Origin of the sequence: Burkholderia sp. 28_3, assembly GCF_003253915.1 — a bacterium.
GTDB classification, from domain to species: Bacteria; Pseudomonadota; Gammaproteobacteria; order Burkholderiales; family Burkholderiaceae; genus Burkholderia; species Burkholderia cenocepacia.
The window spans coordinates 24,511-38,946 of the sequence record NZ_QKZF01000036.1 but is presented as its reverse complement, the minus strand read 5'-3'; the positions used below and the strand labels follow the sequence as shown (position 1 = coordinate 38,946).

Sequence of the window (14,436 nt, the reverse complement as noted above, 5' to 3'; positions counted from 1 at the left end):
CGCGAAGGCACGGCGCACGTCGTCGAGCGTCGCCTTCGGCACGGTGCCGACCAGCGCGCCGTCGTACGGGTTGCGCACGTCGATCACCGCGTCGCGGTGAATCCGTTCGCCGTCGATTCGCAGTGCTTCGCGACGAATCTCGCGGACGGCCGTCGATGCTGCAATGGCGTTCATGACTGTATCCCCCAAGGATGCGCGTGCATCACTGCAGATGGTTGAGCGCGATGTCGATGATGTCGAAGTTGCGCAGCCGCGCGCGGCCGGTGACGTCGGTCGCGACCGGCTTGCTGAAGATCAGCGGCACGATCTGCTCGGAGATCCCGCCGTGCGAACGCAGCGGCACGTCGAGGCCCGACAGGTCGTGCTTGATGCGGCGCGTGCCGAGCACGACGTCCTGCTTCGAGATCACGATCAGGTCGCCCATCCGCGCGGGCGGCAACTCGAAGCGCGCGCAGCCTTCGGCGCCCGTCAGCACGACCTCGATGCCGTCGACCGCCGCGAGCCGCGCGCGCAGCGCGTCGGCATCGGCGGTGGCCGGCACGTAGACGGTCGCGAACGAGCCGAGCGCACCGTGGTGCACGACGTACGGATCGGTGATCGGCAGGATCACGCGCGCCGCATCGTGGCCGAGCCATTCGTCGAACAGCTCCTGCAGGTAGATCACGTTCGGCTCGCCGGTCGCGTCGTCGTGCTTCGCGTTCATCCCGTGATCGGCCGTGATCGCGACGATCGCGCCGAGTGCGTCGAGACGCTGCAGGTACGTGTCCATCATCGCGTAGAACGCGTTCGCGCCTTCGGTGCCGGGCGCGCACTTGTGCTGCACGTAATCGGTGGTCGACAGGTACATCAGGTCGATCGGGCGCGTCTCGAGCAGGCGCACGCCGGCCGCGAACACGAATTCCGACAGGTCCGCGCTGTACACGCTCGGCACCGGCTTGCCGACCAGCTCGAGCACGTTGTCGATGCCGTTTTCCTCGACGCTCGCCTCGTCGGCCTTTTCCGACGAGAAGCAGATGCCCTTCAGCCCCTTGCCGAGCAGACGGCGCAGCTTGTCCTTCGCGGTGACGACCGCGACGCGCGCCCCTCGTTCGGCGAAGGTCGCGAGCACGGTGGGCGCGACCAGGTACTTCGGATCGTTCATCAGCACTTCGGCGCCGGTGTCGCGATCGTAGAAGTAGTTGCCGCTTATCCCGTGGATCGCCGGCGGCACGCCGGTGACGATCGACAGGTTGTTCGGGTTCGTGAAGCTCGGCACCACGCACTCGCCCTTGAGCGCGGTGCCCGGCTTCAGCAGCGTGCGCAGGAACGGCGCGACGCCGGCCTCGGCGGCTTCCTCCAGATATTCGTATGCGCAGCCATCGACGCACACGACCACCACGGGCCGGCTCATCCAGTTGTAGCGGCGGCCGTTCACTTCCACGGATACAGGCGTTTCAGTCATGACGTTCATTCCTTTCAGGTCGAAGGGGGTGAGCCGTCGGCGCCCGCGCCGCGCCGAAGGGAGGTGTTTTCCATGCTTGACATTAAAATTGATGATTTGTAGATTGTCAACAACATGCAGAGAACAGAAAGCAAAACAACGAAGCAGCAAGAGGGCTGGTCTCCACTCATCCGCCGTGTGCCGCGGCGCCACAGTCAAGGGGTCTGAAGATGAACGAAGTGCCGGTAAACAAGCGTTTGAACGCATGGGCGGCGGGCGCGGCCCGCGTCGCGCTGGCTGCCGCGGTGGCGCTCGGCGCCGCGCACGCGGCGTACGCGAAGACGTCGCTGCTGGTCTACACCGCGCTGGAAGACGAGGCGATGAAGCCCTACAAGGACGCGTTCGAGAAGGCGAACCCCGATCTCGAGATCCGCTGGGTGCGCGACTCGACCGGCTCGGTCACCGCGAAGCTGCTCGCGGAGAAGAACAATCCGCGCGCGGACGTCGTGCTCGGCCTCGCCGCGTCGAGCCTCACGCTGCTCGACCTGCAGGGCATGCTGATGCCGTACACGCCGAAGGGCTTCGACCAGCTCACGCGCAAATACAGCGACGCGAACACGCCGCCGCACTGGGTCGGCATGGACGTGTGGGGCGCGACGATCTGCTACAACCGCGTCGCCGCGCAGGCGAAGAACATCCCGAAGCCGACGTCGTGGGAAGACCTGACGAAGCCCGTCTACAAGGGCGCGATCGTGATGCCGAGCCCCGTTTCGTCGGGCACCGGCTATCTCGACGTGACCGCTTGGCTGCAGACCTTCGGCGACGATCGCGGCTGGAAATTCATGGACGCGCTCGACAAGAACGTCGCGCAGTACGTGCACTCGGGCTCGAAGCCGTGCACGCTCGCCGGCACCGGCGAATTCCCGATCGGCATCTCGTTCGAGTTCCGCGGCCACGAACTGCAGGCGCAGGGCGCGCCGATCGATCTCGTGTTCCCGAAGGAAGGGCTCGGCTGGGACATGGAAGGCACGGCGATCATGAAGACGACGAAACAGCCCGACGCCGCGAAGAAGCTCGCCGACTTCATGGCGAGCAAGGAAGCGAACCAGATCACCGCGCGCTGGTGGGCGATCGTCGCGTATCCGGGCGTCGCGCGGAAGCTGGCCGGCATCCCCGACAACTACTCGGACCTGCTCGTGAAGAACGACTTCGTGTGGTCCGCGAAGAACCGCCAGTCGATCCTCGATACGTGGCAGAAGCGCTACGGCGCGAAAGCGCAGCAGTAACGCCGCGACCGGCTGCGGGGCCGCGCCGCGCGCCGCCCCGCGTCACCCTTTCCGTCGTCGAATCCGGCCCCCGGGCCGCCCCTCCATGGAGGCGCGCATGGCACCTTATCTGAGCGTAGAACGCATCGAGAAGCGGTACAACGACACGCAGGTCCTCACCGACATCAACCTGAGCGTGATGAAGGGCGAGATGATCTGTTTCCTCGGGCCGTCCGGCTGCGGGAAGACCACGCTGCTACGGATCGTCGCGGGGCTCGAGACGCAGAACGCCGGCCACATCATGCAGGACGGCCGCGACATCTCGCGGCTGCCGCCGCAACTGCGCGACTACGGAATCGTGTTCCAGTCGTATGCGCTGTTCCCGAACCTCACCGTGTACGACAACGTCGCGTACGGGCTCGTGAACCGCAAGATGAAGCGCGACGCGATCCACGAGCGCGTGCATACGCTGCTGGCGCTGGTCGGTTTGCCCGACAGCCATCGCAAGCATCCGGGCCAGTTGTCCGGCGGCCAGCAGCAACGCATCGCGCTGGCGCGCGCGCTCGCCACCTCGCCCGGCCTGCTGCTGCTCGACGAGCCGCTGTCGGCGCTCGACGCGCGCGTGCGCGTGCGGCTGCGCCAGGAGATCCGCGCGCTGCAGCAGCGGCTCGGCGTGACGACGATCATGGTCACGCACGATCAGGAAGAAGCGCTGTCGATGGCCGATCGCATCGTCGTGATGAACCACGGCGTGATCGAGCAGATCGGCACGCCGCTCGAAATCTACCGGCAACCGGCATCGCCGTTCGTCGCGGACTTCATCGGCCGCGTCAACACGATTCCCGCCGAGGTCGCGCAGGACGGCACGCTGCGCGCGGGCGGCATCGGCTTCGACTGCCGCCACGGCACCGCGCAAGGCGCGGCGGTGTCGGTCTACGTGCGGCCCGAGGACCTGCGCATCCGCGTGCCGGGCGAGACGGCCGACAACGTGCTGGCCGGCCGCGTCGAGAAGCTCGAATTCCTCGGCGCGTTCTGCCGCGTGAGCTTCCGGATCGACGGGCTCGACGGCCAGGAGATCGTCGCCGACCTGTCGTATCACGACGTCGACCGCACCGGCGTGCAGGCCGGCGCGCGCATCGACCTCGCGCTCGATCGCGAGCATGTCCGCGTGTTCCCGTGCGCGAAGGAGCGACTCCAATGAGCACCGTCCTGACCGAGCGCCGCCGCGGCGCGTCCGCCCCCGCCGACGTCCGGCAGCTCACGCACTGGCACGATCGCCTCGCGCAGCTCGCGCTGGTCGCGATGGCCGCGCTGATGTCGCTGTTCCTGCTGCTGCCGCTCGCGCTCGTCGTGCAGAAATGCTTCGTCGACGCGGACGGGCGCTTCGTCGGCGCGCACAACTTCGTCGAGTATCTGGAGGACAGCGGCGTGCTGCGCTCGATGCTGCATTCGCTGACGGTCGGCGCGCTCGTCACGATGATCGTCGTGCCGATGGCGTTCACGTTCGCGTATGCGCTGACACGCTCGTGCATGCCGCTGAAGAACGCGGCACGCACGATCGCGCTGCTGCCGCTGCTCGCGCCGACGCTGCTGTCGGCCGTGTCGTTCATCTACTGGTTCGGCAATGCGGGGCTGCTGAAGCCGCTGCTGCACGGCCATTCGATCTACGGGCTGCCGGGCATCGTGCTGAGCATGGTGTACGCGTCGTTCCCGCACGTGCTGATGATCCTCGTCACCGCGCTGTCGCTCGCGGACGGCCGGCTCTACGAAGCCGCCGACGCGATGGGCACGGGCCGCCTGCGCAAGTTCTTCACGATCACGCTGCCCGGCGCGAAGTACGGGCTGATCAGCGCGACGATGGTCGCGTTCACGATGTGCATCAACGACTTCGGCGTGCCGGTCGTGATCGGCGGCGCGTACAACGTGCTGTCGACCGACATCTACAAGCTGATCATCGGGCTGCAGGATTTCAACCGCAGCGCGGTCGTGAGCCTGATGCTGCTGTGCCCGGCGCTCGTCGCGTTCGGCGTCGACTACTTCATCCGCCGCCGCCAGCAGTCGCAGCTCGGCGCGCGCTCGACGCCGTACCAGCCGAAGCCGTCGCGCGGCTTCGACGCCGCGATGCTCGCGTACTGCGCGCTCGTGTGCGCGTTCTTCATCGCGGTGGTCGGCATCTCGGTGTTCGCGTCGTTCGTCAAGTTCTGGCCGTACCAGATGACGCTCGGGCTGCAGCATTACGAGATGGGGTTGATCGCGGCCGGCATCTTCGACGCGTACAAGAACAGCTTGCGGATGGCCGCGACGGTGGCGCTCGGCGGCACGATCGTCGTGTTCGGCGGCGCCTACCTGATCGAGAAGACCCGCGGCGCACGCTGGCTGCGCGGCTTCATCAGCCTGTGCGCGATCCTGCCGATGGGCGTGCCGGGGCTCGTGCTCGGCATCAGCTACATCTTCCTGTTCAACGCGCCCGGCAATCCGCTGAACGGGCTGTACGGATCGCTGTGGCTGCTCGCGATCGTCACGGTCGTCCACTACTACGCGTCGAGCCACCTCACCGCCGTCACCGCGCTCCGGCAGATCGACAGCGAGTTCGAGGCGGTATCCGCGTCGCTGAAGGTGCCGTTCTACAAGACCTTCCTGCGCGTGACGGTGCCCGTGTGCCTGCCCGCGATCCTGCTGATCGCGCGCTACCTGTTCGTCAACGGGATGACGACGGTGTCGGCCGTCGCGTTCCTGTACTCGCCGGACACGCAGCCCGCGTCGGTCGCGATCCTGAACCTCGACGACGCGGGCCAGATGGGCCCGGCCGCCGCGATGGCCACGCTCGTGCTCGCGACCTCGTCGTTCGCGTGCGTGCTGTTCGCCTGCATCTCGCACCGCCTGCTGCGCCGTACGCAGGCATGGCGCAACCCGCATCGCCGTTGATTCCCTGCCGCATTCACGTGACGTCCCGACTTCATCGAGGAGACACCATGACGCTCGCTGCCCAGCCCATCCTGCTGACCCCCGGCCCCCTGACGACCTCCGAGCGCACGCGCGACGCGATGCTGCGCGACTGGGGCTCGTGGGACGGCGATTTCAACGCGATCACCGCGCGGCTGCGCGAACGCCTGCTGCAGATCGTGCACGGCGAAGGCACGCACGAATGCGTACCGCTGCAAGGCAGCGGCACGTTCTCGGTCGAAGCGGCGATCGGCACGCTGGTGCCGCGCGACGGCCACGTGCTGGTGCCGAACAACGGCGCGTATTGCCAGCGCCTCGCGAAGATCTGCCGCGTGCTCGGCCGCCGGCTCACGACGATCGACTACCGCGAGGATCGCCGCGTCGATCCGGCCGACGTCGAGCGCGCGCTCGCCGCCGATCCGTCGATCACGCACGTCGCGCTCGTGCACTGCGAAACCGGCGCCGGCGTGCTGAACCCGCTGCACGACGTCGCACAGGCCGTCGCGAAGCACGGGCGCGCGCTGATCGTCGACGCGATGAGCTCGTTCGGCGCGATCGACATCGACGCGCGCACGACACCGTTCGACGCGGTGATCGCCGCGTCCGGCAAATGCCTCGAGGGCGTGCCGGGGCTCGGCTTCGTGATCGCCAAGCGCAGCGCGCTCGAACGCTGCGAAGGCAACAGCCACTCGCTCGCGATGGACCTGTACGACCAGTGGGTCTACATGCAGCGCACGACGCAGTGGCGCTTCACGCCGCCGACGCACGTGGTCGCCGCGCTCGACGCGGCCGTCGCGCAATACATCGACGAAGGCGGGCTCGCCGCGCGCGGCGGCCGCTACCAGCGCAACACCCGCGCGCTGCTCGACGGGATGCGCGCGCTCGGCTTCCGGCCGTTCCTCGATCCGGCGATCCAGGCGCCGATCATCGTCACGTTCCATGCGCCGGACGATCCGAACTACGACTTCAAGCGGTTTTATCAGGAGGTCAAAAAGCGCGGCTACATTCTGTATCCGGGCAAGCTGACCGAAGTGGAGACGTTCCGCGTCGGCTGCATCGGCCATTTCGGCGAGGCCGGGATTCCGGGCGCCGTCGCCGCGATCGCCGACACGCTGCGCGCGATGGGCGTACGCCGCGTGTCGGCCGAAGCGGCGGCATGACGATCTGACGCGATGCCCCGGCCGCGTGCGCAGGCGCAGGCGGCTGCCCGTTTTCCCGGCCGTGCGCCGCACGGCCCCTTATCGACGACTCTCCGATGCGACCCTTCTGGATCGAACAAGCGCTGTTCAACGACGGCGATCTCGCCCCCGCGCTGCAAGGCGCGACGCAGGCCGACGTGTGCATCGTCGGCGGCGGCTTCACGGGCCTCTGGACCGCGATCCAGGCCAAGCAGCAGCATCCCGCGCTCGACATCGCGATCCTCGAAGCCGACCTGTGCGGCGCCGGCGCGAGCGGCCGCAACGGCGGCTGCCTGCTCACGTGGTCCGCGAAGTTCCTGACGCTGCGGCGCCTGTTCGGCGAAGCCGAGGCAATCCGGCTCGTGAAGGCGTCGGAAGCGGCCGTGCAGCACATCGCCGATTTCTGCCGCGCGCACGACATCGATGCGGAACTGCGGCTCGACGGCACGCTGTACACCGCGACGTCGCGCGCGCAGGTCGGCACGCTCGCGCCGGTGCTCGACGCGCTCGCCGCGTGCGGCATCCACAGCTACGAGCCGCTGCCGCCCGCCGAAGTCGCGCGCCGCTCGGGCTCCGCGCGCAATCTCGACGGCGTCTACTCGCCGATCGCCGCGACCGTGCATCCGGGCAAGCTCGTGCGCGGGCTGCGCCGCGTCGCGCGCGCGATGGGCATCCGGATCTACGAGCGCACGCCGATGCTCGACTTCACGCCCGGCCAGCCGGCCGTCGTGCGCACGCCGTCCGGCAGCGTCACGGCGGGCAAGCTCGTATTCGCGATCAACGCGTGGATGGCGAGCCGCTTCCCGCAGTTCGAGCGGACGATCGCGGTCGTGTCGAGCGACATGGTGATCACCGAGAAATGCCCGGAGCTGCTCGAGCGGACCGGGCTCGTGGACGGCGTGTCGGTGCTCGATTCGCGGATCTTCGTCTACTACTACCGCACGACCGCCGACGGGCGGCTGATGCTCGGCAAGGGCGGCAACACGTTCTCGTGGCGCAGCCGCATCGCGCCGGTGTTCGACCGCCGCTCGCCGTACGAGGCGCAGCTCACGCACAGCCTGCGCGAGTTCTTCCCGTCGCTCGCGGGCGTGCCGGTCACCGCGAGCTGGAACGGGCCGTCCGATCGTTCGGTGACGGGCTTCCCGTTCTTCGGCCGCCTCGACGACGCGCCGAACGTGTTCTACGGCTTCGGCTATTCGGGCAACGGCGTCGGGCCAACCTACATGGGCGGGCAGATCCTGTCGTCGCTGGTGCTCGGCCTCGACAACGCGTGGACGCGCAGCCCGATCGTGCGCGGCCCGCTCGGCCATTTCCCGCCGGAGCCGATCCGCTATGTCGGCGCGCACGTCGTGCGCAACGCGATCCGCCGCAAGGAGCGCGCGGAGGACGAGAGCCGGCGGCCGTCGGCGGTGGATACGTGGCTCGCGAAATTTGCGAGCGCGGCGGGGAAGGCCGACAAGGCGTGACGACGGGTTGATCCGCTAAACCGAAGCACAACGAAAAGGGACGCGGCGACGCGTCCCTTTACCTGTGCGCGACAGCTCCCGCGGGCGTTGCCGGGCTTTTATGCGCCGGCCTTCTCCCGCGCCGCCTTGCCCGTCGCAGGCAGCCCCTGCTCGTGCGTACGGCGCATCCGCGCGAGGCCGTGCGCGACGTGCTCACGCACGAGCGCGACGGCCTTGTCCTCGTCGCCGGCCGCGAGCGCCTGCACGATCTTGTCGTGCTCGGCCGCCGACACCGCGATCGCATCCTCCTCGGCCTCGATCGCCGCCTGGCGCAGCAGGCCGAGCTGGCGCACGAGCCGCCGGTAGGTATCGGTGAGATGGGTATTGCCGACGCCGACGACCATCGCGTCGTGGAACTGTACGTTCAGCTCGGTATAGCGCGTGACGTCGTGCGTCTTCGCGGCGTCCTTCATCGACTGGATGATGCCCTTCAGCACCTTCAGCGTCTCGGGCGAGATACGCTTCGCGAGCGCGCGCGCGACCGACTCGTCGAGCATCGCGCGCACTTCGTAGATTTCCTCGGCCTCGCGCAGCGGCACGACGCGCACGGTCACGCCGCGGTTCTTCTCGTTGCGCAGCAGGCCGGCCTGTTCGAGCGCGCGGAACGCTTCGCGCACCGGGCCGCGCGACACGTTCAGCCGGGTCGCGATCTCGACTTCGTTGAGCTTTTCGCCCGGCGCGTATTCGCCGGAGACGATCGCGCGCTCGAGCATGTCCTGGACGATCATCGCGAGCGACTGGCTTTGCAGGAGTTCGATGGCGCTGAGCGCGTTCGGGGCAGTCATGGTCGGGCAGGCAGCGGGCTATGGATGAAAACGAGGGCGCCATATCGGCGAATGATCCTTGTATACCCTCGGCCCGGCATATTGTCAACAGTTTTCAGTTTCCAAAATCCAATCCGGCGTGCCGGAATGCGGCCGGCACGCGAGGGTCGCGCGCGGCGGGCGAACCGCCCCGCTTCGCGCGACCCTGCGCAACCGTCAGGCCGTGTGCTTCACCGGCCCCGGATCACTGTGGCTCGGCCGGCCCGTCTCGACGTGGCCCGCGAAGCGGCGCACGACCTTGTCGTCGCCGCCGCGCAGCGTGGTCGCGGTGATCGTCAGATCGTACCAGCCGTGGCTCGACGACAGCTCGAAGTGCGCCTCGATGCGCTCGCCCGGCGCCAGCGTGTAGGTGCGTGCATGCGCGTGGCTGTACGCGTTGTCGACCGTCACGCGGCAGCTCGCGCGCCCGCTGTTGCGCAGTTGCAGGTACACGTGGCGATTGCGCACGTCGTAGCCGATCTTGGCTTCGGGGTTCGCGTGGCGGCCGTCCGCGGCGAGCCGCGTGTTGCCCTGGAACTCGCACAGATAGCCGTTCGGGCCGTAGGCCGCGAGATGGTAGTCGCCGCGCGCGGCCGACGTGCTCCACGTGTCGACGAAGCGGTCGCGCGCGGACACCGCGTAGCGGCGCGGCGGCGTCGCCGGGTTGCGGCGGTCGTACACGTAGAACGCGGCGCCCGCGTCGCCGGTGTTCGCGAAGTCGAGCGACACGGTGTCGTCATGCGCGCCCACGCGGCTGTGCACGAACAGCTCGTACGGCAGCGCACGCGCCGGCCGCGTGCCCGGCTCCTGCGCCGGCATCGACTGTTGCGCGGGCACCTGGTACGCCTGGCCGGCCGTCGCGAGGTGCTGCGGCACCGTGAAGCCCACCGTGCGCGTGTCGGGGCGCGCGGAGAAGTCGAACGCCGACGTGAGGTCGCCGCAGATCGACCGGCGCCACGCGCTGATGTTCGGTTCCTTCACGCCGAAACGCGCTTCGAGGAAACGCAGCACCGACGTATGGTCGAACGTCTCCGAGCAGACCCAGCCGCCCTTCGTCCACGGCGAGATGATGATCAGCGGCACGCGCGGCCCGAGGCCGATCGGCTGGATGCCGCCCGGGTCGGCGCCCGGCACGAGCGGGCTCATTTCGCCCGGATACTTGTTCAGGTCGAGCAGCTCGTCGCCGAGGGTCGACAGCAGGTTCGACGACACGATCCCCTGCCCGCCCACGCCGCTCGTGACCGGCGGCACCGGCGGCACGACGTGATCGAACAGTCCGTCGTTCTCGTCGTAGTTCAGGATGAACACCGTCTTCGCCCACACTTCCGGGTTCGACGTCAGCGCCTCGAGCACCATGTTGATGTAGAACGCGCCGTCGGTCGGCGACGCCTGCGGGTGCTCGCTGTACTTGTACGGCGACACGATCCACGACACCTGCGGCAACCGGTTCGCCTGCACGTCGGCCTTCAGCTCCGCGAGCGTGTGGTTCGATGCGCCCTTGTCGACCAGCGGGCCGCTCGCGCCTTCCTTCACCTGGAAGCGCTTGAAGAACATCAGCGAGTTGTCGGTGTAGTTGTCGGTCGGGTCGCCCGGGATGCCGGTGCCGCCCTGGTACACCTTCCAGCTGATCTTCGCGTTCTCGAGGCGTTCGGCGTAGGTCGTCCACGTGTAGCCGTTCACGTCGTTGCGCTCGCCGATGCCCGGGCCGTTCGGCGCGCTGCCGTAGACGTTGCGCGAATCGATCGTGCCGGTCCACAGGTAGATGCGGTTCGGCGCCGTGTCGGCGTGCGCGGAGCAGAAGTACGAATCGCAGATCGTGAACGCGTCGGCCAGCGCGTAGTGGTACGTGAGATCCTGGCGCTTCAGGTAGCCCATCGTCAGCACGTCCTGCTTCTGGTTCACCCACTGATCCCACTGGCCGTTGTTCCAGGACAGGTGGCCGCTGCTCCAGCCGTGGTTGGTGCCCGGCTGGAATTCGGTCGTCTGCTTCGGATCGAGGTAGAACGGCAGCACGTACGGCGCGGACGGATCGAGCCCGCGCGAGTGGTAGTTCTTCGTGAACACCGATGCCGGCGGCTGCTGCCACACCGGTGCGCCGTTCGGCAGCAGGTGCGGACGCGGGTCGTCGAAGCCGCGCACGCCGCGCAGCCCGCCGAAGTAATGGTCGAACGAACGGTTTTCCTGCATGAAGATCACGACGTGCTCGACGTCGCGGATCGTGCCGGTGCGATAGGCGGCCGGCATCGCCAGCGCATTGCGGATCGCGGGCGGAAAGCCCGCGTAGGCGGCCATCGCGCCGGCCGACTGCGCGGCGAGGCGCAGGAAATCGCGTCGATTGTTCGAGGACATGAAAAGCACCCTGTGGTCGGTGGGAGTGGGGTCGCCGGACGAGCGGGCCGGCGATCTGCGTCGCCGTTATTACCCCGCACCGGCATGTCCCGGCCGTGACCGGTTCCCGCAGGTTTCTTTGGGTGACCCACAGGATTTTTTTGGAAGCGGCGCACGGCGCGCCTTTCATGCGGCCGACATATGCGTGCGCTACGCTGACGCGCGATGAAGAGGGGGGAGAAGCCGAGTCGTGTTCGATCAGCTGAAGGCGTTCCACGCGACCGTCCGGCAGGGCAGCATCACGCGCGCCGCGCGCCACCTCGGCGTGAGCCAGCCGACGATTGCCGCGCAGATCCGGCAGGTCGAGCAGGTGTACGGCGTCGAGCTGTTCTACCGCAGCGGCCGCAAGCTCGAGGTGACCGACACGGGCATCGAGCTGCTGCCGCTCGTCGAGCAGATGATCGCGCTCGAGGCGCAGGCCGACATCATGCTGCGCAACGTCGGCGGCCTGTTCGAAGGCCACCTGCGGATCGGCGCGACCGGCCCGTACTACATCATGGACGCGGTCGGCCGCTTCTCGAGCGCGCACCCGTCGATCGCGCTCACGTGCCGGATCGGCAACTCCGAGGAAATCCTGCAGGCGCTGCAGGAATTCCGCATCGATCTCGCGGTCTCGTCGCAGCGCAACGACGCCGACGGCCTGGAACGCAAGGTGATCTCGACCGATCCGCTGGTGCTCGTCGTGCATCGCCGTCATCCGCTCGCGCGGTTCGATTCGATCGACCCGGCGCAGCTCGCCGACGTGCGGCTGCTGATCCGCGAGGAAGGGTCGGTCACGCGCCGCTGCACGGAGACGATCCTCGCCGCGGCCGGCGTCGCGGCCCCATCGGTCGCCGAGATCGGCAGCCGCGAAGCGATTCGCGAGGCGATCCTGCATGGCGTAGGCGGCAGCCTGTTTCCGCTCGGCGAGGCCGAGCGCCATCCGGACCTGCGCGTGATCGCGCTGCGCGGCGTCGACACGACGATCGACGAATACGTGTACTACCTGAAGGCGCGCCGCCAGAGCCCCGCGATCGACGCGTTCCTCGCGTGCATCCTGCCGGGCGACGGCGAAGCGGCCGATGCGATCGATGCGGCCGACACGGTTGAAACCGGACGAACGATGCGGCGGGTGAACGCGCGCTGAGCCGCCGCGCGTTCACCGCTTCCGCACACTACGTGGCGCTTTTCCCGCGCCTTCCCTCGTTGCTTTCCTCGTGCCTTCTTCTGTCGCGGCGCCGCGTCACTTCGGCAGCGCCGGAATCATCCAGGTCAGCACGTGCTGCTGCAGAAACACCAGCACGCCGAGCAACAGCGTGAGGATCACGCTGTGCCAGAAGGTGCGCGCGAACACGACGCCCTCCTGCCCTTTCAGGTCCGTCGTCGATACGCCCGTCGCGATGTTCTGCGGCGAGATCATCTTGCCCATCACGCCGCCCGACGAGTTGGTGGCGGCCATCAGCACCGGATCGAGGCCGAGCTGGCGCGCGGCGACGACCTGCAGGTTGCCGAACAGCGCGTTGCCCGACGTGTCGCTGCCGGACAGGAACACGGCGATCCAGCCGAGCGACGCGGACACCAGCGGGAACAGCGCACCGGTCGACGCGACGCCGGTGCCGAGCGTATAGCTGATGCCCGAGTAGTTCAGCAGGTACGCGAGCCCGACGATCATCATCACCGTGACGATCGCGATCCACGTCTGCCGCCACGTCTTCACCACGCATTCGACGAACGCGCCGGGGCCGGTACGCGTCAGCGCGGCCGTGACGATCGCCGACAGCATGATCGCGGTGCCCGTGCCGAGCGGCTGGAAATCCCAGATCGCCGCATACGGCTTGTGGTACAGCGACACGTACACGGCGTTGTGCAGGCCCGGCCACTTGATCTTCACGTCGCCGATCGCCGCGACGTTCGCGTGTACCCACACGATCACGACCACCGACACGACGAGCCACGGCAACCAGCCGCCGAAGCCAGCGCGCGCGGCGCCGGCGGCGGCCGGCACGCTGCGCGCCAGCGCGTATTGCGGATCGGGCTGCGGCTTCCACACCTGCAGGAAGCCGATCGTCACGATCAGCGACGTGAGCGACGACAGCACGTCGGTGAGCTGGTAGCCGAGGAAGTTCGACGTGACGAACTGCGCGAGCGCGAAGCTGCCGCCCGACACGAGCAGCGCGGGCCACAGCTTCGCGATCGAGCGCAGCCCGCCGTATGCGCCGACCACGTAGAACGGCAGCAGCAGCGCGAAGAACGGCAACTGGCGGCCGACCATCTGCGCGAGCGTCGCGGGCGGCAGCGACGTGACCGCGCCGAGCACGGTGATCGGCACGCCGAGCGCGCCGAACGCGACCGGCGCCGTGTTGAACAGCAGCGTGTAGGTGAGCGCTTCGAGCGCGGGGAAGCCGAGCGCGATCAAGAGCGCGCTCGTGATCGCGACCGGCGTGCCGAATCCGGAGATCCCTTCGAGCAGACAACCGAACGAGAACGCGACGACGAGCAGCACGAGGCGGCGATCGTCGGGCAGGTTGTCGAGCATCCACTGCCGGAACTGGTCGAAGCGGCCCGACTTCACCGCGATGTTGTAGAGCAGCAGCGCGTTGAAGACGATCCACATCACCGGCACGACCGCGAGCGCCATGCCGGCGCCGACCGCGTTGAACGCGAGCCCGGCCGGCATCCCCCACGCGCCGATCGCGACCGCGAGGCCCGCGACGAGCCCGGCCAGCGACGCCTGCCACGCGGGGCGACGCAGCACGCCGAGCGCGATCAGCGCGACCGCGATCGGGATCGCGGCGACGAGGAACGACAGGAGCAGCGAGTGGGCGACGGGCGTCAACGGTTGCGCGAAGACGATGCCGGGCGGTAGGGCGTCGGTGGGATTCATCGTGTCTCCAGAGTCGACCCGGGCGCGCATGTCGATGTGCCGGGTTCGGGTCAAGGCGATGTCCTGCGGTC

The 14,436-nt window shown here is 68.3% G+C and carries 10 protein-coding genes and 1 pseudogene; 6 read left to right on the top strand and 5 right to left on the bottom strand.

The features are described 5' to 3' along the window. A pseudogene (locus DFS13_RS37010) lies at positions 1-174 on the bottom strand (phosphonoacetaldehyde dehydrogenase); the annotation flags it as partial. 28 nt (positions 175-202) lie between these two features. Beyond that, positions 203-1,441: a phosphonoacetate hydrolase gene (gene phnA / locus DFS13_RS37005; protein ID WP_006485766.1), complete on the bottom strand. Its 1,239-nt coding sequence runs from the start codon at positions 1,439-1,441 to the stop codon at positions 203-205. A 209-nt stretch (positions 1,442-1,650) separates the two neighbouring features. Between phnA and DFS13_RS37000 the strand changes: the two genes are divergently transcribed. From DFS13_RS37000 to DFS13_RS36980, 5 genes are all read left to right on the top strand, one after another. Next, complete coding sequence (locus DFS13_RS37000; protein ID WP_111442816.1) at positions 1,651-2,706, top strand: putative 2-aminoethylphosphonate ABC transporter substrate-binding protein; 1,056 nt, start codon at positions 1,651-1,653, stop codon at positions 2,704-2,706. Positions 2,707-2,803: 97 nt separating this feature from the next. Next, positions 2,804-3,886 carry a putative 2-aminoethylphosphonate ABC transporter ATP-binding protein gene (locus DFS13_RS36995; protein ID WP_111442815.1) on the top strand — a complete coding sequence of 361 codons (1,083 nt, stop codon included), beginning with the start codon at positions 2,804-2,806 and terminating at the stop codon, positions 3,884-3,886. After that, positions 3,883-5,610, top strand: a complete 1,728-nt coding sequence (locus DFS13_RS36990) for a putative 2-aminoethylphosphonate ABC transporter permease subunit (RefSeq protein WP_034201209.1) — start codon at positions 3,883-3,885, stop codon at positions 5,608-5,610. The genes DFS13_RS36995 and DFS13_RS36990 overlap by 4 nt, the downstream gene beginning before the upstream one ends. A gap of 47 nt (positions 5,611-5,657) precedes the next feature. Continuing rightward, positions 5,658-6,788 carry a 2-aminoethylphosphonate--pyruvate transaminase gene (locus tag DFS13_RS36985; protein ID WP_006485770.1) on the top strand — a complete coding sequence of 377 codons (1,131 nt, stop codon included), beginning with the start codon at positions 5,658-5,660 and terminating at the stop codon, positions 6,786-6,788. A 95-nt stretch (positions 6,789-6,883) separates the two neighbouring features. Beyond that, positions 6,884-8,272, top strand: coding sequence for an FAD-dependent oxidoreductase (locus DFS13_RS36980; RefSeq protein WP_006498684.1), 1,389 nt, complete (start codon positions 6,884-6,886; stop codon positions 8,270-8,272). A gap of 98 nt (positions 8,273-8,370) precedes the next feature. On the opposite strand, the gene DFS13_RS36975 is transcribed toward DFS13_RS36980, so the two are convergent. Together DFS13_RS36975 and DFS13_RS36970 are read right to left on the bottom strand one after the other, a co-directional pair. Further along, positions 8,371-9,096 carry a phosphonate utilization associated transcriptional regulator gene (locus DFS13_RS36975; RefSeq protein ID WP_006485791.1) on the bottom strand — a complete coding sequence of 242 codons (726 nt, stop codon included), beginning with the start codon at positions 9,094-9,096 and terminating at the stop codon, positions 8,371-8,373. 195 nt (positions 9,097-9,291) lie between these two features. Beyond that, complete coding sequence (locus DFS13_RS36970) at positions 9,292-11,463, bottom strand: phosphocholine-specific phospholipase C (protein ID WP_111442814.1); 2,172 nt, start codon at positions 11,461-11,463, stop codon at positions 9,292-9,294. A 229-nt stretch (positions 11,464-11,692) separates the two neighbouring features. Here DFS13_RS36970 and DFS13_RS36965 point away from each other — a divergent pair, with 229 nt between their 5' ends. After that, complete coding sequence (locus DFS13_RS36965) at positions 11,693-12,628, top strand: LysR family transcriptional regulator (RefSeq protein WP_006485776.1); 936 nt, start codon at positions 11,693-11,695, stop codon at positions 12,626-12,628. A gap of 96 nt (positions 12,629-12,724) precedes the next feature. Here the strand turns inward: DFS13_RS36965 and DFS13_RS36960 are convergent, their stop codons facing one another. Further along, a complete protein-coding gene (locus DFS13_RS36960; protein ID WP_111442813.1) occupies positions 12,725-14,365 on the bottom strand; it encodes an L-lactate permease in 1,641 nt (546 codons plus the stop codon). Positions 14,366-14,436 lie beyond the last annotated feature (71 nt).

Excerpts from the sequence above, each read along its gene's own strand:
- phnA (WP_006485766.1), bottom strand. The coding sequence starts at position 1,441 with ATGACTGAAACGCCTGTATCCGTGGAAGTGAACGGCCGCCGCTACAAC.
- DFS13_RS37000 (WP_111442816.1), top strand. The coding sequence starts at position 1,651 with ATGAACGAAGTGCCGGTAAACAAGCGTTTGAACGCATGGGCGGCGGGC.
- DFS13_RS36995 (WP_111442815.1), top strand. The coding sequence starts at position 2,804 with ATGGCACCTTATCTGAGCGTAGAACGCATCGAGAAGCGGTACAACGAC.
- DFS13_RS36990 (WP_034201209.1), top strand. The coding sequence starts at position 3,883 with ATGAGCACCGTCCTGACCGAGCGCCGCCGCGGCGCGTCCGCCCCCGCC.
- DFS13_RS36985 (WP_006485770.1), top strand. The coding sequence starts at position 5,658 with ATGACGCTCGCTGCCCAGCCCATCCTGCTGACCCCCGGCCCCCTGACG.
- DFS13_RS36980 (WP_006498684.1), top strand. The coding sequence starts at position 6,884 with ATGCGACCCTTCTGGATCGAACAAGCGCTGTTCAACGACGGCGATCTC.
- DFS13_RS36975 (WP_006485791.1), bottom strand. The coding sequence starts at position 9,096 with ATGACTGCCCCGAACGCGCTCAGCGCCATCGAACTCCTGCAAAGCCAG.
- DFS13_RS36970 (WP_111442814.1), bottom strand. The coding sequence starts at position 11,463 with ATGTCCTCGAACAATCGACGCGATTTCCTGCGCCTCGCCGCGCAGTCG.
- DFS13_RS36960 (WP_111442813.1), bottom strand. The coding sequence starts at position 14,365 with ATGAATCCCACCGACGCCCTACCGCCCGGCATCGTCTTCGCGCAACCG.